This window comes from Actinomadura sp. J1-007 (genome assembly GCF_009793335.1).
GTDB classification, from domain to species: Bacteria; Actinomycetota; Actinomycetes; order Streptosporangiales; family Streptosporangiaceae; genus Spirillospora; species Spirillospora yumaensis.
In genome coordinates this window covers 2,343,469-2,366,918 of the sequence record NZ_WING01000001.1, presented here as the reverse complement: position 1 = coordinate 2,366,918, position 23,450 = coordinate 2,343,469, and the positions used below count along the sequence as shown (strand labels likewise).

Annotated in this window: 22 protein-coding genes and 1 pseudogene; 13 read left to right on the top strand and 10 right to left on the bottom strand. The window is 72.5% G+C overall.

Annotated features, from left to right (window positions below; translation table 11 throughout):
* Window positions 1-964: 964 nt before the first annotated feature.
* Window positions 965-2,626, bottom strand: coding sequence for a hypothetical protein (locus GEV43_RS10700; RefSeq protein ID WP_160820549.1), 1,662 nt, complete (start codon window positions 2,624-2,626; stop codon window positions 965-967).
* 1,670 nt (window positions 2,627-4,296) lie between these two features.
* Between GEV43_RS10700 and GEV43_RS10695 the strand changes: the two genes are divergently transcribed.
* The 3 genes from GEV43_RS10695 (at window position 4,297) to GEV43_RS10685 (ending at window position 8,049) form a co-directional block, all read left to right on the top strand.
* Window positions 4,297-5,547, top strand: coding sequence for a Mur ligase family protein (locus tag GEV43_RS10695; protein WP_160820548.1), 1,251 nt, complete (start codon window positions 4,297-4,299; stop codon window positions 5,545-5,547).
* The gene (locus tag GEV43_RS10690) at window positions 5,537-6,250 is read left to right on the top strand and encodes a type 1 glutamine amidotransferase (RefSeq protein ID WP_160820547.1); all 714 of its coding nucleotides are present in this window, start codon (window positions 5,537-5,539) and stop codon (window positions 6,248-6,250) included. The genes GEV43_RS10695 and GEV43_RS10690 overlap by 11 nt, the downstream gene beginning before the upstream one ends.
* Before the next feature lie 449 nt (window positions 6,251-6,699).
* On the top strand, window positions 6,700-8,049 hold the full coding sequence (locus GEV43_RS10685; RefSeq protein ID WP_206681116.1) for a metallophosphoesterase family protein: 1,350 nt from the start codon (window positions 6,700-6,702) through the stop codon (window positions 8,047-8,049).
* 111 nt (window positions 8,050-8,160) lie between these two features.
* Here the strand turns inward: GEV43_RS10685 and GEV43_RS10680 are convergent, their stop codons facing one another.
* Both GEV43_RS10680 and GEV43_RS10675 read right to left on the bottom strand, forming a co-directional pair.
* A complete protein-coding gene (locus tag GEV43_RS10680) occupies window positions 8,161-9,222 on the bottom strand; it encodes a TerC family protein (protein ID WP_160820546.1) in 1,062 nt (353 codons plus the stop codon).
* A gap of 86 nt (window positions 9,223-9,308) precedes the next feature.
* Complete coding sequence (locus GEV43_RS10675; protein ID WP_160820545.1) at window positions 9,309-9,671, bottom strand: DsrE family protein; 363 nt, start codon at window positions 9,669-9,671, stop codon at window positions 9,309-9,311.
* Window positions 9,672-9,901: 230 nt separating this feature from the next.
* Here GEV43_RS10675 and GEV43_RS10670 point away from each other — a divergent pair, with 230 nt between their 5' ends.
* From GEV43_RS10670 to GEV43_RS10655, 4 genes are all read left to right on the top strand, one after another.
* Window positions 9,902-10,387 carry an FABP family protein gene (locus GEV43_RS10670; RefSeq protein ID WP_160820544.1) on the top strand — a complete coding sequence of 162 codons (486 nt, stop codon included), beginning with the start codon at window positions 9,902-9,904 and terminating at the stop codon, window positions 10,385-10,387.
* A gap of 346 nt (window positions 10,388-10,733) precedes the next feature.
* On the top strand, window positions 10,734-11,150 hold the full coding sequence (locus tag GEV43_RS10665) for a Fur family transcriptional regulator (RefSeq protein ID WP_160820543.1): 417 nt from the start codon (window positions 10,734-10,736) through the stop codon (window positions 11,148-11,150).
* 294 nt (window positions 11,151-11,444) lie between these two features.
* Window positions 11,445-12,434 carry a folate-binding protein YgfZ gene (locus GEV43_RS10660; protein WP_160820542.1) on the top strand — a complete coding sequence of 330 codons (990 nt, stop codon included), beginning with the start codon at window positions 11,445-11,447 and terminating at the stop codon, window positions 12,432-12,434.
* A gap of 79 nt (window positions 12,435-12,513) precedes the next feature.
* Window positions 12,514-13,116 (top strand): hypothetical protein, encoded by a 603-nt coding sequence (locus tag GEV43_RS10655; RefSeq protein ID WP_160820541.1) that lies wholly within the window; start codon window positions 12,514-12,516, stop codon window positions 13,114-13,116.
* A 27-nt stretch (window positions 13,117-13,143) separates the two neighbouring features.
* Here GEV43_RS10655 and dtd read toward each other — a convergent pair whose 3' ends face one another.
* Window positions 13,144-13,569 carry a D-aminoacyl-tRNA deacylase gene (gene dtd, locus GEV43_RS10650; protein WP_160820540.1) on the bottom strand — a complete coding sequence of 142 codons (426 nt, stop codon included), beginning with the start codon at window positions 13,567-13,569 and terminating at the stop codon, window positions 13,144-13,146.
* 20 nt (window positions 13,570-13,589) lie between these two features.
* Between dtd and GEV43_RS10645 the strand changes: the two genes are divergently transcribed.
* The gene (locus tag GEV43_RS10645) at window positions 13,590-14,417 is read left to right on the top strand and encodes a 3-keto-5-aminohexanoate cleavage protein (RefSeq protein ID WP_160820539.1); all 828 of its coding nucleotides are present in this window, start codon (window positions 13,590-13,592) and stop codon (window positions 14,415-14,417) included.
* Window positions 14,418-14,501: 84 nt separating this feature from the next.
* A complete protein-coding gene (locus GEV43_RS10640) occupies window positions 14,502-15,500 on the top strand; it encodes an asparaginase (protein ID WP_309239576.1) in 999 nt (332 codons plus the stop codon).
* 36 nt (window positions 15,501-15,536) lie between these two features.
* Here GEV43_RS10640 and GEV43_RS10635 read toward each other — a convergent pair whose 3' ends face one another.
* The 5 genes from GEV43_RS10635 to GEV43_RS10615 all read right to left on the bottom strand — a co-directional run bounded on the left by GEV43_RS10635 (window position 15,537) and on the right by GEV43_RS10615 (window position 20,401).
* Window positions 15,537-15,896 (bottom strand): hypothetical protein, encoded by a 360-nt coding sequence (locus GEV43_RS10635; protein ID WP_160820538.1) that lies wholly within the window; start codon window positions 15,894-15,896, stop codon window positions 15,537-15,539.
* 182 nt (window positions 15,897-16,078) lie between these two features.
* Window positions 16,079-17,350 carry an MFS transporter gene (locus GEV43_RS10630; RefSeq protein ID WP_160820537.1) on the bottom strand — a complete coding sequence of 424 codons (1,272 nt, stop codon included), beginning with the start codon at window positions 17,348-17,350 and terminating at the stop codon, window positions 16,079-16,081.
* Window positions 17,347-18,063 carry an FCD domain-containing protein gene (locus GEV43_RS10625; protein ID WP_309239575.1) on the bottom strand — a complete coding sequence of 239 codons (717 nt, stop codon included), beginning with the start codon at window positions 18,061-18,063 and terminating at the stop codon, window positions 17,347-17,349. The genes GEV43_RS10630 and GEV43_RS10625 overlap by 4 nt, the downstream gene beginning before the upstream one ends.
* Before the next feature lie 151 nt (window positions 18,064-18,214).
* Complete coding sequence (locus GEV43_RS10620) at window positions 18,215-18,427, bottom strand: hypothetical protein (RefSeq protein WP_160820535.1); 213 nt, start codon at window positions 18,425-18,427, stop codon at window positions 18,215-18,217.
* A 144-nt stretch (window positions 18,428-18,571) separates the two neighbouring features.
* Complete coding sequence (locus tag GEV43_RS10615) at window positions 18,572-20,401, bottom strand: DUF2207 domain-containing protein (protein WP_160820534.1); 1,830 nt, start codon at window positions 20,399-20,401, stop codon at window positions 18,572-18,574.
* Window positions 20,402-20,443: 42 nt separating this feature from the next.
* Here GEV43_RS10615 and GEV43_RS10610 point away from each other — a divergent pair.
* A pseudogene (locus GEV43_RS10610) lies at window positions 20,444-21,367 on the top strand (neutral zinc metallopeptidase); the annotation flags it as partial.
* A gap of 134 nt (window positions 21,368-21,501) precedes the next feature.
* Here the strand turns inward: GEV43_RS10610 and GEV43_RS55965 are convergent.
* Window positions 21,502-21,783 (bottom strand): DUF4189 domain-containing protein, encoded by a 282-nt coding sequence (locus tag GEV43_RS55965; RefSeq protein WP_375539086.1) that lies wholly within the window; start codon window positions 21,781-21,783, stop codon window positions 21,502-21,504.
* Window positions 21,784-21,865: 82 nt separating this feature from the next.
* Here GEV43_RS55965 and GEV43_RS49935 point away from each other — a divergent pair, with 82 nt between their 5' ends.
* The 3 genes from GEV43_RS49935 to GEV43_RS10595 all read left to right on the top strand — a co-directional run bounded on the left by GEV43_RS49935 (window position 21,866) and on the right by GEV43_RS10595 (window position 23,312).
* Complete coding sequence (locus GEV43_RS49935) at window positions 21,866-22,132, top strand: hypothetical protein (protein WP_241684125.1); 267 nt, start codon at window positions 21,866-21,868, stop codon at window positions 22,130-22,132.
* Window positions 22,133-22,368: 236 nt separating this feature from the next.
* Entirely contained in the window at window positions 22,369-22,770 is a 402-nt protein-coding gene (locus GEV43_RS10600; protein ID WP_160820532.1) for a helix-turn-helix domain-containing protein, read from the top strand.
* Entirely contained in the window at window positions 22,767-23,312 is a 546-nt protein-coding gene (locus GEV43_RS10595) for a hypothetical protein (RefSeq protein WP_160820531.1), read from the top strand. Before GEV43_RS10600 ends, GEV43_RS10595 begins: the two co-directional genes overlap by 4 nt.
* Window positions 23,313-23,450: the final 138 nt, after the last annotated feature.

The following is a 23,450-nucleotide window of genomic DNA, read 5'->3' as shown; positions in this document are numbered from 1 at the left end:
GGTAAGGGTCGGCCTCGGTCCGCGCCGCCTCCTCAGACCCGCCGCCAGACGATCCGCCTGCGTACGGCCCGTTCCCTGGCAACGCTGCACCTCCAGCAGCGCCGCCGGACGGTCCGCCTGCGTACGCTTCCCCGGCGGGTCGTACCGCATCACCGGACGGCCCGCCTGCGTACGGGGTACTGCCGGACGGTCCGCCCGCGTACGGCTCGGCGCCGGGCTGTGTCGCATCGCCGGATGGCCCGGGGGCGTAGGGGTCGGCACCAGGCTGTGTAGTGCTGCCGGGCTGGCCGGGGCCAGACGGGGCGTTCTCGGACGGAGTTGCACCGGCCGATGGGCCGCCCGCGGGAGGGGTGCCCTCGGCACGGGTGGGGGCGCCGGGCGCTCCGCTGGACGGGCCACCACCCGCGTGAGGGTCTCCGGCGCCGGGGGGTTGGCTTGGGTACGGCGGGTTCGGTGGGGGCGGCGCTGTGCCACCCGTTTCGGTGCTGGGGGACTCGTCCGCGTTCCCTAGGCCGCCGGGCCGACCGAAGGCGCTCGGCGCAGGGCTGGGCGGGCCGGGAGCGTACGGGCCTTCCGGCGGGCGTGAACCCTGCGGCTCGCTCGTGTACGGGGCTCCGCCGACCTGGCCGCTGCCGTAGCGAGGTCCGCCGAACGGCGCGGAGCCCGGGACCGGGTTCGGCCCGGACGTGGTGCTGTCCGCAACGGTCTCATCGTCCGGCGGACGGTCACGATGCGTGGCGTCCACGGACGTCTCCTCATGGGACGTCGTGGAGCCCTTGGAGGGCGAAACGTTCAGCGGGGCGTTGCACCGGGTGCACCGGGGCAACGCCGGGGTGGTGTCGCTACCGCAGTCCGGGCACCGCATTTCAACCCCTTACCGTTGCGGTCAACGGTCACAAGATACTGCGATGTCCTCTCACCGTGAGGCCAGGTCGACGGGTCGCAACGCGGTCGTGATGGGAGGTCACACCTGGGTCCACCGGCGCTGCGGCTGGCTTGTCCGCTTTGCCACGGGATTCCACAGCACCACGAACCTCTGCTTGGCCTGAGTCGCCCGCTGCTCGGCGGCTGCGCGCCCCGGCACGTGCGCGGCGTCGGGACGCGGCTTTCCGTGGCACCTCTGCTGGTTGCTCCGTGCCCAGTTGAGCAGGGCCTGGTCGACTTCCAGCGACGCCTGGAACGCCTGCCGGAGGTGGGCGCGCAGACGCTCGCCGTTCTGGAGCTTGTCGAGTTGCAGGTTCTGGGTACGGCGGAGCTGGTTCTGACGCCGTTGGGCAACGGTCTGGAATCCGCCGATCGCCGTCGGCAGCTCCTTGCACTGGCGCGTCGAGGCGAGCGCCCGGGCGAGGACCTTGCGGGTGTCCGCGCTGGCGTTCAGCAACTCGTTCACGGCGTTGGCCTGCTGGCGCGCGGGACCGGTGAGGCGCTTCTTCTGCGCCACCTGCTGCTTGCCGGAACCCGTCGCGCTCGGCTTCGCCGCCGGAGGCGACTTCTTCTCACCGTCCGGCCACATCACGAACGCCACCGCGACCAGCGCGACCGCGACCAGCGCGCAGACCGAGATGATGAGCGGCTTGCTCGCCTGGCTTCCCGAACGCTTCGTCGGCGCGGGCGGAAAACCGCCGTAGCCGTTCATCTGGCCGCCCTGGCCATCCGTACCCATCGGGCCAGGCCCGCCGGGACCCATGCCACCCGGTCCCATCGGCCCGCCGGGACCCATCTGCGCGCCGTTCCCCATGAAGCCGCCCGACGCCATGGGGTCGCCAGCCGGACTGGGGCCCATCATGCCGCCGTGGCCGCTCACCGCCATGCCGTCGACGCGCGTTCCCGAGTCGAACTGAGTGGCGTCCATCATCGGGTTGGCGACGAACTGCGTAGCGCCGTCCGGACTCGGCCCGTCCAACTGCGTCATCTCAGCCGCAGGCGGAGAACCGGCGATGGCGAGAGGCGCCGCGTCCATGCCCCACGCCTGATCCTGCGACTGAGGCTGCGGCGTCCACACCTGGGGCCCCTGCGCCTCAGGCTGCGAATCCGGCTTACGCGGCTGCGCGAACCACGAATCAGGAACGATCGACTCGGCAGGCTGCTCCGCCCCAACCCCAGCCGCCTGACCCGCTGCGAACCCGCCAGGCTGTTCGGCCCCGAACCCGCCGGCCTGGTCAGCCCTGGATCCGCCGGCCTGTTCCGCCTCGAACCCAGCGGACTGCTGGGCCCCGAACCCGCCAGGCTGTTCCGCTCCGAGTCCCGTGGTCTGCTCGGCCCCGAACCCGGCGGGCTGCTGGGCTCCGAATCCGCCGGGCTGTTCCGCTCCGAGTCCCGCGGGCTGGTCGGCTCCAAAACTGGCGGTCTGCTCGGCTCCGAGTCCTGCGGGCTGGTCGGCCCCGAAGCCGGTGGCCTGCTCCGTCCCGAATCCGCCCGGGTGTTCCGCTGCAAACCCTGCGGGCTGGTCAGCCGCGAAGCCGCTGGGCTGCTCTGCACCGAATCCTGCGGGCGCTGTGCCGGAAGGCTGTCCCGCGTTGAGTTGCTGGTCCCCGCTGGGCTGCTCATTGGCCCACGCGGGTGGTGGCGGGGGAGCGGCGTCGAAGCCGCCGGGCGAGGGCGCGCCCATCCCATCGGCGTTCTGCATCCCGGGGCCGGCCCCTTGTGAGCCGTTCCCGTCGAACCCATTCCCAGCGAATCCGTTGCTGCCCTGGGGCCCAGCGCCGTAGCCGCCGTTAGACCCCTGAGGGGCCTGGGCTGCTGGGCCGAAGCCGTTCTCCGCGCCCTGAGGCTCGGAACCATTACCCGCTACGGGAGCGCCGCCGCCGAGAGGGTTCGTTCCCTGCGGACCGGCAGCCATGAGGCCCGGGCTCGGCACGATGAACGTCGCCTCGGAGTCGAAAGCCTGCGCTCCCGACGCTCCCAGCGGGTCACTCCCCGCCACAGGGAGAGGTGCTTGCGCCTCCCCGCCAGGCACCCCGAAGGCACCTTGGGCACCATCGCCGGAGGCCCCAAACGCTCCCAACGGGTCATGACCGGATGCGTCGAACGCCCCCTGCGCGTCCTGCCCCGACGTTCCGAACGCTCCTTGCGCCTCCTGGCCCTGTGCGCCGAACCGAGCTTGCGCATCCTGGCCTGACATGCCGTGCGTTCCCTGCGGGCTCTGCCCGGGACCGTCGTGCGTTCCCTGCGGGCTCTGCCCGGGGCCGTCGTATGTGCCCTGCGGGCTCTGCCCGGGTCCGCCGGGCGTTCCTTGCGGGCTCTGTCCCGGTCCGCCGGGCGTTCCCTGTGGAGCCTGCGCCGGGCCGCCCTGGGGACCCTGCGGTGCCTGGCCTGGTCCATTGGGTGGGGGCTGGAGGGTCTGGCCAGGGGTGCTGTGCGGAGGGTGCGGGTCCTGGGGCGGGGGGCCGAACGAGCCCTCTTGGCCGGGAGTGCCGAAATTGGCCTGCGGGGCCTGGGGCGGAGTGGGGAGCGCGGACTGCGGGTTGTTGCCGGACGTGCCGAACGACGCCGGGGCGTTGTTGTCTTGGGCGGCGAAGGCGGCGGCCTGCTGGTTCTGGGGCGGGGCGCCGAATGAGTTCTCAGGGGCGCCGAACGGGGCGGGGGGAGGGAGGAGGCCCTGGGGGCCGTTCTGCTGGGACGGCGGGTCGAAGTCCTCGTCAGGGTCGAACGTCCACGTCGCGGTCGCTTCCGGGTCGGACGGCGGCGGGGGCGGGGCGGGGGCCCACGCGGGCGTCGGGGGCGGGACGACCATCGTCTTGTCGCCCATGCCGGACTCGGCGGCGGGGGCCACCGGGGCGCCGAGCGGGGCGGCGTCGCCGTTCGGGGCCTGGTCGATCGGTGCGTTGCAGTTCGAACACCTGCCCAGCGTCCCGGGCGTGTTCGTACCGCACGTCGGACACTGCATCGCTCAGACCTCGCCTTATCGCCGCTTCGCGCACGTTGTGATCGCCGGTCCCGCCGACGGCGGGGGTCTCATCCCCCGCAAAACAGGGGCTCCCGACAAGTTAATGGGTGAAGTCGTTCTGGGGCGCCTTGATGGGAATCTGCCTCACCACACTCGGGGGTCGCACCGAATCACGACATCTTGGTACCGGTCAAGATTGGCGAGGGTGGTTTACCTCGTTTGGTGTGACGCTCGTCGCATTTCCTCCGCACCGGGACGGCGTCGGGACGGAGGCGGGGCTCCGGCCGGACGATGGGGGGAAGCGATCCGGGCGAACGGGCACGGGACGCGACGAGACGGGCCCGACAGCGGCTAGGCTCGGAGCGGTTTCCGAGGCGCCCCGATGCACAAACCCAGAGAAGACGGAGTCCATGAGCGATCTTCCACTGCGTTCGCAGTTGGCCGTCGCGCTCGGTCGTACGGCCGCGAAGATGTCCCGGCTGGCGGGCAAGGGTGACGGTTCGGTGATCGGGGGGCGCATCGGCCTCCGGCTCGATCCCGAACTGCTGACCAAGCTCGCCCGGGACCGCAAGCTCGTCCTCGTCAGTGCCACCAACGGCAAGACGACGACGACCCGGCTGATCACCTCGGCGATGACGCCGCTGGGAGAGATCGCCACCAACGCGTTCGGCGCGAACATGCCCACCGGGCACGTGTCCGCCCTCGCCTCCGCGCCCGCCGCCCGCTACGGCGTGCTGGAGTGCGACGAGAAGTACGTGCCGATGGTCCTGGCCGAGACCGGGGCCAACGTGGTCGCGCTGATGAACCTGAGCCGCGACCAGATGGACCGCGCCGCGGAGATCTGGCTGCTCGCGGGCAAGTGGCGCAGGGCGCTGGAGGCGTCCCCGCAGAGCCACGTCATCGCCAACTGCGACGACCCCCTGGTCACCTGGGGCGCGTCCACCGCGAAGAGCGTCACCTGGGTCGCCGCCGGCCAGCACTGGCGCGAGGACTCCTGGTGCTGCCCCGAGTGCGGCGGCCCCCTCGACCGGCAGGGCGGCGAGGAGGACAGCGACTGGCGCTGCCGCCAGTGCCACTTCGCCCGTCCGCGGCCCGACTGGTCGCTGCGCGGCGACCAGGTCACCGCGCCCGACGGCCGCGTCTTCTCGCTCTCACAGCTCTCCCTTCCCGGCCGCGCCAACCGTTCCAACGCGGTCGTCGCGCTCGCCGTCGTGGCGCAGTTCGGCGTGCCGCCGGAGCAGGCGCTCCCGCTGCTCAGCCAGGTCACCTCGGTCGCCGGCCGGTACACGACGGTCGAGTACCAGGGCCGCAGTCTCCGGCTCCTCCTCTCCAAGAACCCGGCCGGCTGGCTGGAGGCGTTCGACGTGCTCCAGCCCGCGCCCGGCCCCGTCGCCCTCTCGGTGAACGCGCAGGGCCCCGACGGCCGCGACACGTCCTGGCTGTGGGACGTCGACTACCGCATCCTGCGCGGGCGCCCGGTCTGGGTGACCGGTGAGCGCCGCATCGACCTCGCCGCCCGGCTGGAGGCCGCCGAGGTCTCCTTCACCGTGGTGGACGACATCGAGCAGGCCGTCATGGCGGTGCCGCCCGGGCACCTCGACGTGATCGCCAACTACACCGCCTTCCAGAACATCCGAACGAGGTACGGCCGTGTCGTCTGACCGCATCAAGATCGTCTGGATCTACCCGGACCTGCTGTCCACGTACGGCGACCAGGGCAACACGATCGTCCTGGAACGCCGCGCCGCCCTGCGCGGCATCCCCACCGAGACCGTCAGCCTCCGGTCCGACGAGCCGGTGCCCGCGGACGGGCACATCTACCTGCTCGGCGGCGGCGAGGACCGCCCGCAGATCCTCGCCGCGCAGCGGCTGCGCAACGACGGCGGACTGATCCAGGCGGCACGCCAGGGCGCCATCATCTTCGGCGTCTGCGCGGGCTACCAGATCCTCGGCCACGAGTTCGGCGGCGAGGAGGGGCAGCTCGTCCCCGGGCTCGGCCTGCTCGACATCAGCAGCGCCCGCGGCGAGCGCCGCGCCGTCGGAGAGATCGTCGGCGACGTCTCCGCCGAACTCCAGGTGCCGCGCATCACCGGCTTCGAGAACCACCAGGGCGTCACGCGCCTCGGCCAGAACGTGCGCCCGTTCGCCCAGGTGCTGTCGGGCATCGGCAACGGCGACGGCTACGAGGGCGCCTACAACGGGCGCGTCCTCGGCACCTACATGCACGGCCCGGCTCTCGTCCGCAACCCGGGCCTCGCCGACCTGCTGCTGCGCTGGGCCGTCGGCCACGACCTCCAGCCGATCGACGACTCCTGGGCGGGCCGCCTCCGCGAGGAACGCCTCAACGCCGTCCTGACCTCCTGACCTCCTGAGGTCCCATCCCACTCCCACTCCCACCTCCATCCCCCGCACGACCTCCCGCCGAGGGCCGGTTCCCCGGCGGCGCGGCCTCCGGAAAGCTCGTCCGCCCCGCGGGTTCGGTATGTGGAGGGCTCGTTCGCCTTGGGGGCGGTCTGTGGGGGGACCGTCCGTCCTGCGGGTTCGGCTTGCGGAGGGCTCGGCCGTCCCGCGGGTTCGGCTCGTGCTGAGGGCTTCATCGGGTTGGCCCCTCCTGATCTTGGGGTCGGGGTCTCCGGTACTTCAGGTTGTCAGGTCGGCACGGAAAGCGACCACGAAAATCTGGCCTGTGGATAACTCTCCGCACTGTTGAACGACCTTCATCTTTGGGTCTGGTCGGGTTCGTCGGGCGCTGCGACGCTGCGGCCATGATCTGTTGCAGTCCGAGCCGCCGCGAGCTCCTGCGATGGAGCGCGGTGGTCGCCGGAGCGTCGCTGGCCTTTCCCGAACGGGCGTACGCGGGCGGCGCGGTCGAGGCCGTCAATCTGGAACTCGTCACGTTGACGGAGACCAGCGCGATCCTCACCTGGTACACGGGGACGCCCGGCACCGACGACGGGCTCGGGCGGATGAAGCCCGTCGCGGTCGAGGGAGAGATCGCGTACGGAGACAGGCCGGGCAGCCTCACGCGGGTCGTTCACGGGCGCGTGACGCCCTACCACTATGTGGAGTTGAACGGCCTTGAGCCGGGACGCACCTACTACTACCGCGCCCGTTCGGCGGGACGTTCGGCCAGCGCGACTCCGCTGGTGGCGGGACGGGCCGCGGGCACGCCGATGGGGGACGGCGTGTTCGCGTTCACGACGCCGCAGGCCCCCGAAGGGAGATTCCTGTTCTCCGTCGCGTTGTGCAACGACCTGCACATCGGCGAGACGGTCGCCGGGCTGATCGGCCAGTTGCCATGGATCAAAGGCATCGAGCAGGTGCCCGGACATCCGCCGTACGCGGACCTCATGACCGAGGCTCTCGTCGCGGACGCCCGGGACCGGGGCGCCACCCATCTGCTCGCGGCCGGGGACGTCACCGCCGAGGCCGCGCTTCCGGACCTGCGCCGCGCCAAAAGCCTGCTGGACGGCTTCGGCGCCTATTCCGTAACGCGCGGCAACCATGACCGGGCGCACGAGGGCTCGCCGTGCAGCCCAGGACAATGGCAAGGGCAGGACTGCTTCGGCGACGTGTTCTTTGCGGGAGAGGAGAACGCCTATTACAAGCGAGAGCTGAACGGCTTGCGAATCATCGGTCTCGATACGTACGACAAGCCTGGGAACGGCGGGGACGCGGGCGGCATGTCGCGGGATCAACTCGGATGGTTCGAGGACGAACTGAAGGCCGACCGGGACCGCCCCACGCTCGTATTCGGCCACCATCCGCTTTTCGCCGAGAACGCTCCCACCGCCATCACCGGTGGCCAGTCCATGGACGCCGGTCAGGCGTTGTCGATTCTGAGGATGTACAGGGGGACGCCCGGCGTATTCCTGCATCACGCAGGCCACACGCACCGGAACCAACGGTCGGTGTTCCCGCTGGCACCGAGCTTCGTCCAGCAGGAGGTCGGCGCCGTCAAGGAGTACCCGGGCGGTTTCACGCTTCTGCGCATTCACTCCGGCGGCTACGCCCTGAACTTCTACAAGACGCGCAGCGACGCAGCCAGGGCATGGAGTGAGCGAAGCCGCCAAGAACTGTCCGGCCTCTGGCCCCAACTCTCCCTCGGCAACCGCATTGCCGACCGCAACAGCGTCACCTCCCGCGACCTCTCCGGCCTTTGATCGCGGTGAGTTGAACGGCCTCCAGTCGAACCCCTTGGGACGGCGGTTGAACGGGCAGTGGCCCCGATGGTGTAGTGGAATGGTGATCGGCTTGAAGGGCGACAGAACGGTTTAGGCGCGTCGGTCCTTCTGGGGTTCTCCGGGGCGTTTGCCGCCTTTCCCGCCCTCCTCGGGGTCGCCGTTCGGGGAGGGGCGGGGCTTGCGGAGGGAGCCCGCCTGGGCTCGTTCGTCCGGGTGGGAACGGACGCGGACGAGGCTGGCGATCGTGGTGATGACGAGGATGACCAGGATCACGCCGAGGGACAGCGGCGTTGGGATTTCGGGGACGGAATGGCTCACGTCCTCGTGCACGAAAAGCAGGATCAGCTTGACCCCGATGAACGCGAGGATCGCCGACAGCCCGATCGACAGGTACACGAGCCGTTCGAGCAGGCCCTCGATCAGGAAGAACAGCGCGCGCAGCCCCAGCAGAGCGAAGGCGTTGGCCGTGAACACGATGAACGGCTCGCTCGTCACCCCGAACACCGCCGGGATCGAGTCGAGCGCGAACAGCAGGTCCGTGCTGCCGATCGCGACGAAGACCAGGAGCAGCGGCGTCATCACGCGCTGCCCGTCCTCCCGCGCGATCATGCGTCCGCCGTGGAAGCCGGTGCTCACCGGCAGGACGCGGCGCGCCCGGCGGACGAGCCAGGTGTCCTCGACCTCGGGCTGCTCCTTGCGGTGCCGGACGAGCTGCACCGCCGTCCACAGCAGCGCGAGGCCGAACAGCACGAACGTGAACGAGAACAGGTTGATGGCCGCCGCGCCGACGGCGATGAAGACCGTCCGCATCGCCAGGGCCGCGGCGATCCCGAACAGCAGCGTCTTCTGCTGGTAGCGGTCCGGCACCCCGAACCGCGTCATGATGATCACGAAGACGAAGAGGTTGTCGGCCGACAGGCTCTTCTCGACCACCCATCCGGCGAAGTACTCGGTGCCGGCCGACGAGCCGATCAGCCCCATCACGGCCAGCCCGAACAGCACCGCGACCGCGATGTAGAACACCGACCAGAACGTGGCCTCGCGGATTCCGACGGCGTGCGGGCGCCGCACCGCGACGACCAGGTCGAACACGAACAGCGCGGCGATCAGCGCCACCGCCGCCGGCCAGGCCCACACCGGAATCTCCACCATGCCCGGGGTTCTCCCCGCAGCGAGGCGTCCGGACCCTCTTCAGCCCCGTTCGCCCGATGTCATGGCCCCCGCCCCCTCCGCGCGGTTCAGTAGACGAGCGCCTGGGTCTCGGGGAGGGAGATCTCCTCGACGAACGTCGGGGCGCCCGCGATGCGCACGCCGGGCAGGACGTCGTCGGGGCCGATCTCGCGGCGGGCGGCGCACTGGGTGCAGACCGTGACCTGGCCGCCCGCGAGCACCGCGCCGAGCAGGTCGGTCAGCGGGGTCGCGTGGGGGAGTTCGAACTCCTTCGCCCGTCCCGGCAGCGCGAACCAGGCCGACTCGCCGGTCAGCCAGAGGGAGACGCGCAGCCCGCTCGCCACGGCCGCCGCCGCGACCGTGAACGCCTGGTTGCACCGCTCGGCGCCGTCCGCGCCCGTCGTCGCCTTGATCACCAGAGATCTCGCCATACCGGGACTCTAGCCGGGGCGGTACGGGCGCGGCGGCGGTGACGGGCCGGTGCCGCCCGGCGTACGATCGCGGCCGTGGGCGGCATGGTGAACGCGGGAGTCCTGGTGTTCGTGCTGGCGCTGGTGGTGGCCGCGGCGGTCCTGCTGGTCGTACGGCTCGGCAGGCTGAGGTAGCGCGGCGCCCGGCGCCGGGATGAGGGCGGGCCGCGGGGCCGCTACGCTCGGTGCCCATGGAGCCTGAGCTGCACCCGGATCTTGAGCCCCTGAAGTTCCTGCTCGGTAGCTGGGAGGGCGCCGGCGTCGGCGGCTACCCCACGATCGAGGACTTCCGCTTCGGCCAGGAGATGTCGTTCACCCACGTCGGGAAGCCGTTCCTGATCTACGCGAGCCGCACGTGGCTGCTGGAGGAGGACGGCTCGCTGGGGCGTCCGCTCGGCACCGAGACCGGTTACTGGCGGCCCCGCCCCAACCACCAGGTCGAGGTCACGCTCGCCCACCCCACCGGGATCGTCGAGATCTACCTGGGCAACGTCGCGTTCACCAGGGTCGAGTTGCAGACCGACGTGGTGGCGCGGACCGAGTCGGCCAAGGAGGTCACGGCGGGCAGCCGCCTGTACGGGCTGATCGGCGAGGACCTCGGCTGGGCGTACGACATGGCGGCGATGGGCCAGAAGCTCCAGTCCCACCTGTCCGCGCAGCTCAAGCGCGTCGCCTGACACCCCGTACCCCGGCGGGAGGCGGGCTCGGACCTCCGGAAATGAAACGATCCCCGGGCCTCCCCGCCGGGTGGCGGGAGATGGACAGGACTGATCCATCGGCCCGAGGATCGGGTAACTGCCTGGTATTCGCCGGTCACCGTCGCGACCGGCTCACCACCGCCAGGGGCGGTGGCTCCGAGGCGATACGGCGACTAGCGGACAGCCACCTCGCGAGTCCCAGAATGAATCATTTCCTGGACCACCTCCTTTCGCGCGTTCACGCAAGCTATGCGAACGGCCCCGGAGGAGGCAAGCGGATTTTCCGGGATCTCACGTCGTGACGTCGGGCACATAGACTCTCCCCATGGTCGAGTCGTGGCAGGAGGAGCTGCGGGCGAAGGGTTACCGGGTCACGCCGCAGCGCCAGCTTGTGCTGGAGGCGGTGACCAACCTCGAGCACGGGACCCCTGAGGAGATCTGCACCGAGGTGCAGCGCACGGCCCGCGGCGTCAACATCTCCACCGTCTACCGCACCCTGGAGCTCCTTGAGGAGCTCGGGCTGGTCAAGCACGCCCATCTCGGGCACGGGCCGCCCAACTACCATCTGGCCGCCGAGGCGGACCACATCCACCTGGTGTGCCGCAACTGCGACACCGTCAACGACGTGGACCCGAAGCTCGCGGCGGGCCTCGCCGAGCAGCTGGAACGCGAGTTCGGCTTCGAGACCGACGTCCACCACCTCACGGTCTACGGCCGCTGCAAGGACTGCCGCCGCCCCTGACCGTCCCGCCCGCCTTCCGGTCGGCGGTGCTCTGGACGGCGCGTGCCGAGGTCCCTGCGGAGTCGGCACGCGGACTGCCGCGCGTTCACTGCGCAGTGGGCGCGCGGACTGCCGCGCGTTCACTGCGAACTGCTGCGCGTTCACTGCGGAGTCGGCACGCGGACTGCCGCGCGTTCACTGCGGAGTGGGCACGGGGCCGCTGCGCGTTCAGCGGGCCGACCCGGCCGACCAGCCTGTGAGGCCCGGGCGGGCGGGGAGGAACGGTTCGGGGGAGGGCGACATAGGCTGGACGGCATGAAGAGCCCGTTGCTGGAGTTGCCCGGAGCCGTCGCCGCCGACGCGCCCGACCAGGAGGTCGCGGCGCACTACGGGGAGCCGGCGCAGGAACAGCGCGCCCTGGAGGCGGGCGAGGCGTTCGTCGACCGGAGCAACCGGGGCGTGGTCCGCGTCACGGGGCCGGACCGGCTGAGCTGGCTGCACAGCCTGCTGAGCCAGCATCTGAACGCGTTGCGGCCGCACGAGACGACGCAGGCGCTGCTGCTCGACATCAAGGGCCACATCGAGCACCACCTCCATCTCGTGGACGACGGCGAGGCGGTGTGGATCCACGTCGAGCCGGGCGCGGCCGAGTCGCTGGCGGCGTTCCTCGACAGCATGCGGTTCATGCTGCGCGTCGAGGTGGAGGACGTGTCCGAGCGGTACGCGGTCGTGACGTCCGGGAAGGACCTCGGGGCCGTCCGGACGCTCGACGACGTCGTCGGGACCGCGCAGATCATCGAACGTTCCGCCCTCGCGGACCTGCCCGGCAAGGCGCGTCCCGCAGGGATCTGGGCGTACGAGGCGCTGCGGATCGCGGCGCACCGGCCGAGGTTCGGCCTGGACACCGACCACCGGTCGATCCCGCACGAGACGGGGCTGATCGACATCGCCGTCCACCTCGACAAGGGCTGCTACCGGGGGCAGGAGACGGTCGCGCGCGTGCACAACCTCGGACGGCCGCCGCGCCGCCTGGTGTTCCTGCACCTGGACGGCAGCGTCGACCGGCTGCCCGCGCACGGCGACCCGGTGGAGATCCCCGGCGGCCGCACGATCGGGTTCGTCGGTTCGGCGGCCCGCCACCACGAGCTCGGGCCGGTCGCGCTCGCCGTGGTGAAGCGGAACGTCCCGGTGGACGCCGAGCTGCTCGCGGGCGGGGTCGCCGCGGCGCAGGAGGTCGTGGTGTCGCCCGAGACGGGCGGCAACGCCAAGATCACTCTCCGGCGCACAGCGGGGAATCGGGCGTAGAACTCCCCTTACCCGGGCAAAATCGTCTCGCGTAGACGAAGCCGTTCGGCCACCGCCCGGGGAAGGTGGGTCCCTACCGATGGTTGCGAACCTGGGGAACGACGAACCGCCGCTCGCGAGGAAGAGCGCCATGGGCCGCCGGCGCCGCCGCCGCAGGGAGTCGGCGCTGGTCTGGTGGGGGGCGTTCGCCGTGCTGGCCGTCGGCGCCTACCTGCTGCACTCCTGGCGGGTCGCGCTGATCGGGCTTTTGGGCTGGTGCCTGTACGAGTTCCTGCTCGTTCCGACGATCTGCCGCGTGATGACCCGCCAGGGCTTCTCGTGCAGGGAACCCGTGCGCGGACGCCTGTTCGCCTGCACATCCCGGCACCAGCAGGTCAAGAACGACGGGCTGTGGCGTCTGGTGGGGATGCGCAACCCGTTCCGGGACCGTTCTGCGCAGCGTCCCACCGCGCCGGCTCCCACGCCTACCGGCGCGGCCATGTCCGACGCGCCGGGCACGCCGCCGCAGAGGTCGCCCGACGGGCGGGCGGCGAGCGGCCGGGCGAACGAACGGGACACGGGGGTGGTCGTCTTCTCGCCCGCCGTTCGCGGACGGCTCGCGCAGGCCGACCGCGTGCTGATCCTGCTCGCCGCGGCGGGCACGGTGGTCACCATCGTCGGCATGGTCTACGGCTTCGGCTGACCCTCGTCGCCAGGCCCAAAACCAGGATCAGATGTCGAGGATCAGGGTGATGGGGCCGTCGTTGGTCAGGGAGACCTTCATGTCGGCGCCGAACACGCCCGTCTCGACCTTCGCGCCCAGAGAACGGAGCTCGTCCACGACGGCGTTCACGAGCGGTTCGGCGACCGGGCCGGGGGCGGCGGCGGTCCACGTGGGGCGGCGGCCTTTGCGGGCGTCGCCGTACAGGGTGAACTGGCTGACGACGAGCAGCGGGGCGTTCAGGTCCGAGCAGGACTTCTCGTCCTCCAGGATCCGCAGGCCCCACAGTTTGGCGGCCATCCGCTTCGCCTGCCGTTCGGTGTCGTCGTGGGTCACGCCGACCAGGACCAGCAGGCCCGGCCCCTCGATCGCACCCACCACGCGGCCGTCGACCGTGACGCTCGCCCGGCTCGCCCTCTGGACTACTGCACGCATGACCATGCATTCTGCCGCCTATGGGAGCAACGACGCTCATCACGGTGGCGCCCACGGGCGCGGAGTCCGCCAAGGCGGATGTCCCGGCCCTGCCCGTCACCCTCGATGAACTGGTCCAGACGGCCAAGGAGTGCGAGGCGGCCGGTGCGGCCGTCGTCCACGTCCACATCCGCGACGACGACGCGAAACCGACGCTCGACCTCTTCCTGCTGCGCGACACCGTTCAGGCGCTGCGGGAGAGCACGGGTCTGATCGTGCAGCTGTCCACCGGGGGCGCGGTCACCGATCCGTACGAGGACCGGCTCCGCGTGCTGGAGGCCGACCCGGACGGCTGCTCGCTCACCTGCGGGACGGTCAACTTCGGCGACGAGGTCTTCATGAACCCGTGGCCGTTCATGGTGGAGCTGTACCGGCGCACGCAGGAGATGGAGATCGTCCCGGAGTTCGAACTGTTCGACCTCGGGCAGGTCGCCGCGCTCAACCGGCTGCTCGACAAGTACGGTCCGCCGTTCGGCGGGCACGTGCACTGCGACCTGGTGATGGGCGTGCCGGGCGGGATGGCGGGCGACGCGCGCACGCTCGTCGCCGCCGTGGCGGGACTGCCGGACGGCGCGTCCTGGTCGGCGACGGGCATCGGGCGTACGAGCCTGCCGGTCATGTTCGCCGCGCTGTCGGCGGGCGGGCACCTGCGCGTCGGCATGGAGGACACGCTGACCCTCGCCAAGGGCGAGCCGGTGACGGCCAACGCGCAGCTCGTCGAGCGCGCCGCTGCCGCCGCCGCGCTCGCCCAGCGCCCGCCCATGCGGGCCGCCGAGGCCCGCGCGCTCCTCGGCGTCCGCCCGCGCTGACCGTGCGCGCCCGCCGGTGCGTCCCCGGGCGCGCGCGGTACGTAGGGTGGAAGTGATCGTCGTGCGAGGCGCGGAGGGGGCCCGGTGGAACGCGGAGGCGGCGCGGTGGAGACCAACCCGGTGCTGGTCGAGGTGGAACGTTCCGGCTTCGTGGAGTCGCGGCACCGGGGCTCGGCCGCCGGGCTCGCCGCGGACGGCGCGGTCGCGGTCCGCGCGGGGACGCCCGACGAGCCGATCTTCCCGCGTTCGGCCAACAAGCCGATGCAGGCGGTCGCGATGCTCCGCGCCGGGCTGGACCTCGACGGGGAGCTGCTCGCGCTCGCCGCGGGCAGCCACTCCGGCGAGGACTTCCACGTCGAGGGCGCGGAGAAGATCCTCGCCGGCGCCGGGCTGAGCGCCGCCGCGCTGCGCTGCCCGGCGACGTGGCCGCTGGACCCGGAGGTCGGGCTGGAGGTCGCGCGGACCGGCGGCGGCCGGTCGCGCGCGCGGATGAACTGCTCCGGCAAGCACGCCGGGATGCTCGCGGCGTGCGTCGCGGCCGGATGGCCCACCGCGACGTACCTGGAGCCCGATCATCCGCTCCAGCGCGCCGTACGGGACGCGGTGGAGGACCTCACCGGGGAGCCGCCCGCCGCGGCGGGGGTGGACGGCTGCGGCGCGCCGCTGTTCGCGGTGTCCGCCACCGGGGTCGCGCGGGCGTTCCGCGCGCTGGTCCTCGCCGCGCCCGGCACGCCCGAACGGCGCGTCGCCGACGCGATGCGCGCGCACCCGGAGTGGACGTCGGGGACGCGGCGCGAGGAGCGGCGGCTGATGGACGCCGTCCCCGGCCTGCTGGTCAAGTGCGGGGCCGAGGGCGTGGACGCGTTCGCCCACGCGGACGGGCGGGCGGGCGCCATCAAGATCGACGACGGTGCGATGCGGGCCCGTACGCCGGTGACCGTCGCGCTCCTGCGGGCCCTCGGCATCGACGCCGTGCCCGGCGCCGACAGCGCCGCGCTGGACGAGCTGTCGGTCGTCCGGCTGAACGGCGGTGAGGCGATCGTCGGCGCCATCCGTCCCGCCCCGGACGTCTTCACCATCTGAACGGGGCGGGCGGCGCGCGGCGCTCCGGCTACGGCCTCACACGGACGTCGGGGTGCGCTCCCTGCCGACCTCGCGGCCCACGTCCCTTTGCGCTTCGGCTCGTTCGGCGCCCGACTTCCGGTCCTTCTCGTCCTGCCGGGCTCTGCCGAGGCCGGTCACCTCGCCCGGCGGATAGCTGTGGGAGAACATTCCCGTCCAGTACGTGTAGAAGCCGCCCTGGACGGGGCCGCGGTGCGTCGACTGGTCCATCCGCCGTTCCGGATGGATCCGCTTGAACGAGGCCGTCACCGTCAGCACCAGCCAGACGACCAGCGACGCCGCGATGATGATGGGGCCGACCCACAGGATCGCGTTGTCGCCGACGGGCGCTGTCTCGGCCAGGATCCGCGCGCTCACAGGATTCACCTCCTGATCGGGGCATTCCGCATTGAACGGACGAAGCCGTCAATGTACGGAGATGTCGTGCCCGTCCCGTTCGGCCGGGAACCGGGCCGCCGAGCGGCTTTACCGCGATATGCGCATTCCCTCCCGAACCTGGAAGGTCCGGGAGGGGAGCCGCAACGGAAGGCCAGGACGGGTCAAGTGGCCGCCAGTTCCGGCTCGGGGGCCGGGCCGGGGGCGCCGACCGTGCGGTTGCGTCCGGCCGACATCCCGGGGACCGCCAGCGCGGCCGTGATCGCCAGCACGACGATCATCGGGAGCGTCCAGCCGCCCGTCGCGTCGTGGATCGCGCCGATCGCGAGCGGCCCGACCGCCGCGATCAGGTAGCCGGTGCCCTGCGCCATCCCGGAGAGCTGCGCGGCCACCTGCGCGTCGTGGGCCCGCAGCCCGATGAACGACAGCGCCGCGGCGAACCCGATGCCCTGCCCGATGCCGAGGACCACCGTCCACAGCCAGACCGAGCCGATCGGCGCCCACGCGACCCCCGCGAACCCGATCAGGCACAGCACCACCGTGAGCGCGACCAGGGGCCGCTGGTCGCGCGTCCACCGCTCCAGCAGCGGCACCGCGAGCGATCCGACGGCCTGGAGCAGGCTGATCATGGCGAGCGCGTACCCGGAGGCCGACTCGCTGAGGCCCCGGTCCTGGCAGAGCGTCGGCACCCAGCCGATCACCACGTACGCCAGCAGCGACTGCACGCCCATGAACACCGTGACCTGCCACGCGAGCCCCGACCGCCACACCTGGGCGGCCACCCGCCGCGACGCCCGGCCGGTCGCCGTGGCCGGCCGCGCCCCCGCCGCGCCCGTCGTACCCGCCGCGCCCGCCGCGCCCGCCGTGTGGCGCCCGCGCAGCGCTCGCGGCAGCCACGCCGCCGCGGCGAGCGCGGCCGGGATCACCAGCAGGGCGAGCGGCAGCCGCCAGGACGAGCCGAGCGCGTCCTGCACCGGCACCGCGATCCCGGACGACACCGACGCGCCGACCGTCACCGCGACCGAGTAGACCGCCGTCACCTTGGTGATCGACCCCGGATGGTCCCGCTTGATGATCGTCGGCATCGCGATGTTGCCGACGCTGATCGCGATCCCCGCCACCAGCGACCCGGCGAACAGCATGAACGGCGCGTCCAGCAGCCGCAGCAGCAGCCCCGCGATCAGCAGTGCCATCCCGGTCACCAGCAGCGTCTCGGCCCTCGGCGTGCGCCGCAGGAACGCCGCGAGCAGCCCGTACGAGCCGAAGAACGCCAGCGGCAGCGTGGTCAGCGCCCCCGCCGCCGTGCCGGACAGGTGGAAGTCGTCCCGGATCTGGGTGAGCAGCGGGCCGACGGCCGTGACCGCGGGCCGCAGGTTCAGCGCGACCAGGACGATCAGCGCGAGCTGGGCGGCCAGGACCGTACGCCGGGCGCTCACCGTCCCGCCCCGCGGTCGCGGGCGGCGGCCTCGTCCCGCTCCACCAGCGCGGTCACGACGGCGAGGGTGGGCTCGACCACGGCCGCGGCGGCGCGGGCGGCGGCCTCGGCGTCGCGCGCGATGACGGCGTCCAGCACCGCCCGGTGCGCCTCGGGCCCCGCCTCGGGGACCTGCTCGTCCAGCCGGATCGCGCGCATCGAGTCGCGCAGCCGGTCCTTGAAGAACCGGCAGGACTCGATCAGCACGGGATTGCGGGTCGCCTCCGCGATCCTCAGGTGGAAGCGCGCGTCCGCCTCGCCGAACGCCTCCGCCTCCTTCGTCTCGTCGCGTACGCGGAGCAGCTCCTCAAGGTGTTCGATGTCCTGCTCCGTGCGGCGGCGCGCGGCGAGCCTGGCGGCCTGCACGTCGTAGGCGAGCTGCACTTCGAACACGTCCCGGGCGGTGGCCCGCGCCATGTCGCGGAAGAGCGGCCGCGGGTCGGCGCTGCTGCGCACGTACGTGCCGTCCCCCCGCCGCACCTCCAGCACCCCGACGTGGGACAGCGCGCGGATCGCCTCGCGGACGGCAGGACGGCTGACGCCGAGGCGCGCGGCCAGGTCCAGCTCGGCGGGGATGCGGTCGCCGACCCGCCACGTCCCCCCGCTGACCTCGGACTGGAGCTGGTCGAGCACGGCGTCCACGGTCGAACCGCCCGGTATCGGGCTCAGTGCCACAGCAACCTCCTTGAGTAAGACGTCAGACATCTTACTGAAGGAGGGCAAACGGCCCTGGCCGCGGGGCCCGCGGTGGCCCTGGGAGGGGACTCAGCGGCCACCGCGGGAGCGTTCCGCGCGGCCGGGGCCTTTCACACGAGGCCGGGGGTCGCTAGGAAGGACGGCGCTGGGACGGGCTGCCTTCGATGACTCCGCCCTGGACCGGTCCGCGGTGGGGCAGCGTGTCGCGGGCCTTGTCGGCGCGGGCGCGCCTCTTGGCCGCGCGGATGGTCATGGTGATCCACAGCACGATGGCCAGCGCGACCACGATCGGGCCGATGATCAGCAGGTACGTGTCCCCGACGGGGGATGCCTCCGCGAGCATTCGGGTCACCTCCTCGCCCGAGCCCCTACCCGGGTGGAGGGGTTCAACCCTGCGCGGCGGTGAGGCCGCCCACAGCGCGGCGGGCGCGCCGCCGTTCCGCCGCGCCGCCGCGCGCCGTTCGGCCGCGCCGCCGCGCGCCGTCCGCTAGAGGCCGCGCGACTGGGAGATCGAGCCGGACGTGGCGAGGGTGAACGTCCGCATCGACTCGGCGAAGCGGGACAGGTCCCACTCGGCGGGCCCCTCGTACCAGTAGAGGTTGTCGGCGCCCTGCGCGCGTTCGCCCGCGTCCTTGACCGTCTCGGCCCACTTCGGGACGAGGTCGAAGACGACGGCGTACGGCAGGAAGCGGGAGAACAGGGCGATCCGCTGGCGGGACGCGAGGTCGTCGTCGGGCAGCGTGCCGCGTTCGAGGAACGCGCGGAAGCCGATCGTGTGCGCGAGGACGGTCGCGCCGCGCGCGGTCTTGGCGGGCATGTACTGGCCGCCGTACGCGAGCGCGGCGCCCGCGATGATCACGGCGAGGCCGACGAGGGCGTAGTCGGTGAGCAGCGCGAGCGCGACGGTCCCGGCGACGCCGAGCACGGTGAGCGCGAGCCCGGCGACGGTCCAGCGGGAGCGCACGGTGTCGGGCCGCCGCGCGAACCAGCCCTGCTTGACCACGTCGTCGTACATCGCCGACCGCACCTGGGCGAGCCTGGTGCTGAACGTCCCGCCGAGCTCCGACAGCTTTACCGCGTCGCGCGGCGCGCCGTCCGGGGCGGTGAGCAGCGCGTCCAGCAGCGTGCGCTCGTACGGCAGCAGCTCGCCGGACGGGCGGTCCAGGCGGCGCAGCGTCCAGTCGAGGCGGCCGGTCGCGGCGCGGTCCTCCTCCTCGATCAGCAGGTAGCCGCGGACGGCGAGGTCGACGATCGTGGCGGTGACGTCGATCACGTCGGCCTGCTCGTCGATGAGCGTGCCGATCTGGCCGGGCCGCACGCCGTCCGGCGGCTCGAACCCGGCGCCCGCGACCGGGGCCTGGTCGCCCTCGGCGGCGCGCCTGCCGACCACCCGGGCGTCCCGGCCGCGCAGCAGGTAGAGCGCGAGCAGCCCGCCGCCGAGCAGGACGAGCAGGCCGAGCAGCGCGGCGCCGGTCACGCCGTTCACCGAGAACGCGGTCGCGACCGTGTGCCGCCGCTCGTAGATCGGACGGCCCTTGGTCGTCCCGGCGGGCAGGCCCGCGACGACCGTCAGGTACTCGCCGGGCAGGAGCTGCTGCTGGGTGAAGATCCCCTGCGTGCGGGTGTGGTTGGTGTAGTACTGCGTGCAGCCGATCGCGCTGTCGTACGGGCCCGCGAAGCAGTTGACGTCGCGGATCGTCGTGCCGCCGTCCACGGTCGCGCGCGCCTCGTCCACCGGGACCTTCCAGCCGCCGACGGCCGCCCAGCGCAGCTCCTCCGCCGCGCCCCTCGGGGTGATCGCGCCGCGCAGGTCGTACTCCAGGACGACCGTGCGGCGCCCGTCCAGCACGCCGCTCCCGGTGACCTTCACGGTGGTGCGGGTGCCCGACTCGGACGAGGTGACCTTGGTCGGGCCGCCGTCGGGGCTGGACGCGCGCAGGCCGCCCAGCTCGTAGACGCGGTCCTCGGTGACGCTGTCGTGCGTGCGCGTGACGAACCGCCGGCTGAACCCCTTCTGGCCCGCGAACCGGTACGCGATCGTCTCGCGTACGCGCACGACACCGCCCGAGCCCGTCCGGAGGACGACCTCGTCCTTGAGTACCCGCTCGTCCTGGCCGCCCGGCGCCGCGGAACGGGCCGCGTGAGGGCCGGGCGCGGCCGGACCAGCGCCGGCGGGGCCGGGCTCAGCGGGGCCGGACGCGGCGGGGGACGGGGAGGCGGTCAGGGGGACGAGGGCGGCGGCCAGGACCAGGGACGCGGCCGCCGCCCGCGGACGGCGCAAAGCCGCGACACCGGACAACGCCGCAAGACCAGACATGGCCGCAAATCGTAGCGGCAACGCGTGCGATGATTCTTCGCTATGGCAGGTCACCACCCCCCTCCGGCCCGGTACCCGGCGCCGCCGTACGGCCCGCCCGGGCAACGGCCGCCGCGGTACCGGTACGTCCCGCCCCGGCGTCCGCCGCGCCGCACGGCGGGCGGGGTGATCGCGGGGGTCCTCGGCGGTGTGGCCGCGCTGGTCGTCATGGTCGTGCTCGGCTTCGCGGCGTTCGGCGGCGAGGGCCGGATCGGGACGGGACGCGCGGCGGCCGGCGGGCGGGCGGCCGCCCGCGCCGACGCCACCGACAACAGGATCTACAAGACCGGCGCGCTGACGCCCGTGCGCTGTCACCTTCCGGCCATCGCGCCGGGCGCGGCGTCCATGCGGCGGTTCATGGACGTGCTGAGCGACTGCCTCGACGCGTCCTGGACGGGGCAGTTCGGCAAGGCCGACCTGCGGTTCGCCCCGCCGAAGCGCGTCTTCTGGGAGGGGCCGGGACGCAGCCCGTGCGGGACGTACCCGAGCCCCGGCGCGTCGGCGTTCTACTGCCCGGCCAACAACACGATGTACGTCGGGCTGCGGCACATCGTGGAGACCTCGGGCGGGGAGCCGCTGACGCACTTCGCGGTGTTCGCCCGGGTGATCGCGCACGAGTACGGCCACCACGTCCAGGACCGCGCCGGGATCCTCCTCTACGGCCACGAGGAGATGGAACGTGCCGACCCCCTCGCGCGCACCGAGGCCAGCCGGCGCATCGAGCTCCAGGCCCAGTGCTTCGCGGGGGCGTTCCTCGGCGCGGAGCGTTCGACCCTGCCGATGACGCGCGAGCAGTACGTCGCGATGATCGTGGACGTGCGGGGCCGCGGCGACGAGCGCCAGCCGCCCGACCAGCGCGACCACGGCTCGGGACGGGCCTACTCGGGCTGGGTGGTCAAGGGCTTCCGGGGCCGCGACCTCGCCCTCTGCAACACCTGGACCGCCGCCCCGCCACGGTCCGCTGACCGTCCGCCCCGTACGCGCGCCGCGCAGGGCCGACGGCGGGCCGGGCCTTGCCGAGCGCTGACCGCCCGCCCCGTCCGCCCCGTACGCGCCGGGCGCTATCGCGTGGTGCACACCCAGGTGACCCAGCGGCCGCCGCCCGCGTTGGAGATCGCGTTGCGCTGGGCCTCGGCGCGCGTGTCGCCGTGGCCGCCCCAGTACTTGCTGGTCCTGGAGTTGTACGCGACCGCGCCGCAGCCGTTGACGAAGGTCGTGAGGACCTTGCAGCCGGAGCCGGGGCACTGCGCGAGCGCCCGGCGCCTGGCGGCGGACGGGGAGTCGTAGTCCCAGGCTCGGCCGAACGACCCGTTGCTCCCGACCGCGATGGCCCCGTAGTTCATCTCCGGCGGCGAGTACGTGGTGGACGGGGTGGTCGGCGTGTAGCTCGGCGGGTTGTAGCTGGGCGGGCTGTAGGTCGGCGGGGTGGGCAGGCCCGACAGCGTGGGCACCGACACCACCCGCCTGCTCGGCTTGCTGCTGGAGTCCAGCCACCACCACACGATGCCGACGCCCCCGAGCAGCATCACGAAGGCCGCGGCGATCACGATGACGACGACGGCCGGGTTGCCGTTCGGCGGACGGCCGCCGGGCGGGCCGGGCGGGCCCCAGCCCGGCGGGCCCGGGGGCCTCGGCGGGCCGGGCGGAATCGGCGGTCCGGGCGGGACCGGCGGGCCGTTCGGAGGCCCGTAGGCGGGTGGATGGCCACCATGCGGCGGCTGTGGGGGTTGCACCGTGACCACTCCCCGTGATGCGTGGATATCCGAAAGATCCCCGTGATGCGTGAATATCCGGGAGATCATAGCGATTCTCCCGATGAGGGGAAGTGGGGACGGCGTCGACCGCGGTCCGCCCCGTGTGAGCGGACTCACGGCCGGGTGCTAGCTGGAGCGCTTGCAATTGCAAGCACCTTGGCGCACGGTGGAGGCATGGCTGGTTCGAAGGTCGGCTCCATCGGGGAGTACATCCGGGAGCAGCGCACGCGAGCGAAGATCTCGATGCGCCAGCTCGCGGACGTCTCGGGCATCTCCAACCCCTACCTGAGCCAGATCGAGCGCGGGCTGCGCAAACCCAGCGCCGAGATCCTCCAGCAGATCGCCAAGGGCCTGCGGATCTCGGCCGAGGCGCTCTACGTGCAGGCCGGGATCCTGGAGGACCGCGAGGCCGACACCGACGTGGAGGCCGCGATCCGGGCCGACCTGCTCCTCACGGAACGCCAGAAGCAAGTGCTGCTCGACATCTACACGTCGTTCCGCAAGGAGAACGAGGCCACCGGAGTGCTCGGCGACGCCGGGCACCACGAGTCCACGAGAGAGGAAGAGGTCGGATGACGCTCGCCAACTCCATCCGCGACAACAAGGCCGTCTACACGGTGGCCGGCGCCGGTGACCTCGCGGTGGAGAAGCTCCGCGAGGTTCCCGAGCAGGTCGTCAAGGCCCGTGAGACGGCCACCAAGTACCAGGGCGAGGTCCGCGAGAACCTCGACAAGTACCGCGGCCAGGTCCGCGAGACCGTCGACCGCTACCGCGCCGAGGCGCGCAGGAACGTCGGCCGGTACCGCGGCGAGGCCCGCGAGAACGTCGGCAGGCTCCAGGAACGGGTCGAGGTCAAGGACCTGCCCGGCGCCGCCGTCGCGTACGTGACCCACTTCGGCACCCGCGCCGTCGAGTTCGTCGACGAGCTCGCCGAGCGCGGCAAGAAGGTCGTGCACCGCACCGCCGCGGAGATCGCCGAGGAGTCGGAGGGGGTCGCCGCCGTCGCCGCGGGCGACGCCGGCAAGCCCGCCTCCAAGACCAAGGCGCAGCAGACCCGCAAGGCCGCGCAGGGCCAGGCCCGCTCGACCGCGAGCACCACGAAGAAGAGCGACTCCTGAGCCTGCCCGCCCCACCCCCGCGCCGCGCCCCCGCGCCGCCGGACCGGGCGGAGGAGCAGGTCGGGGCCCGGCCGGGGAACACCCGGCCGGGCCCCCTCGTCTTCTCAGGGAAGGTCGGGTGGCGTCGCTTCCGGGCGC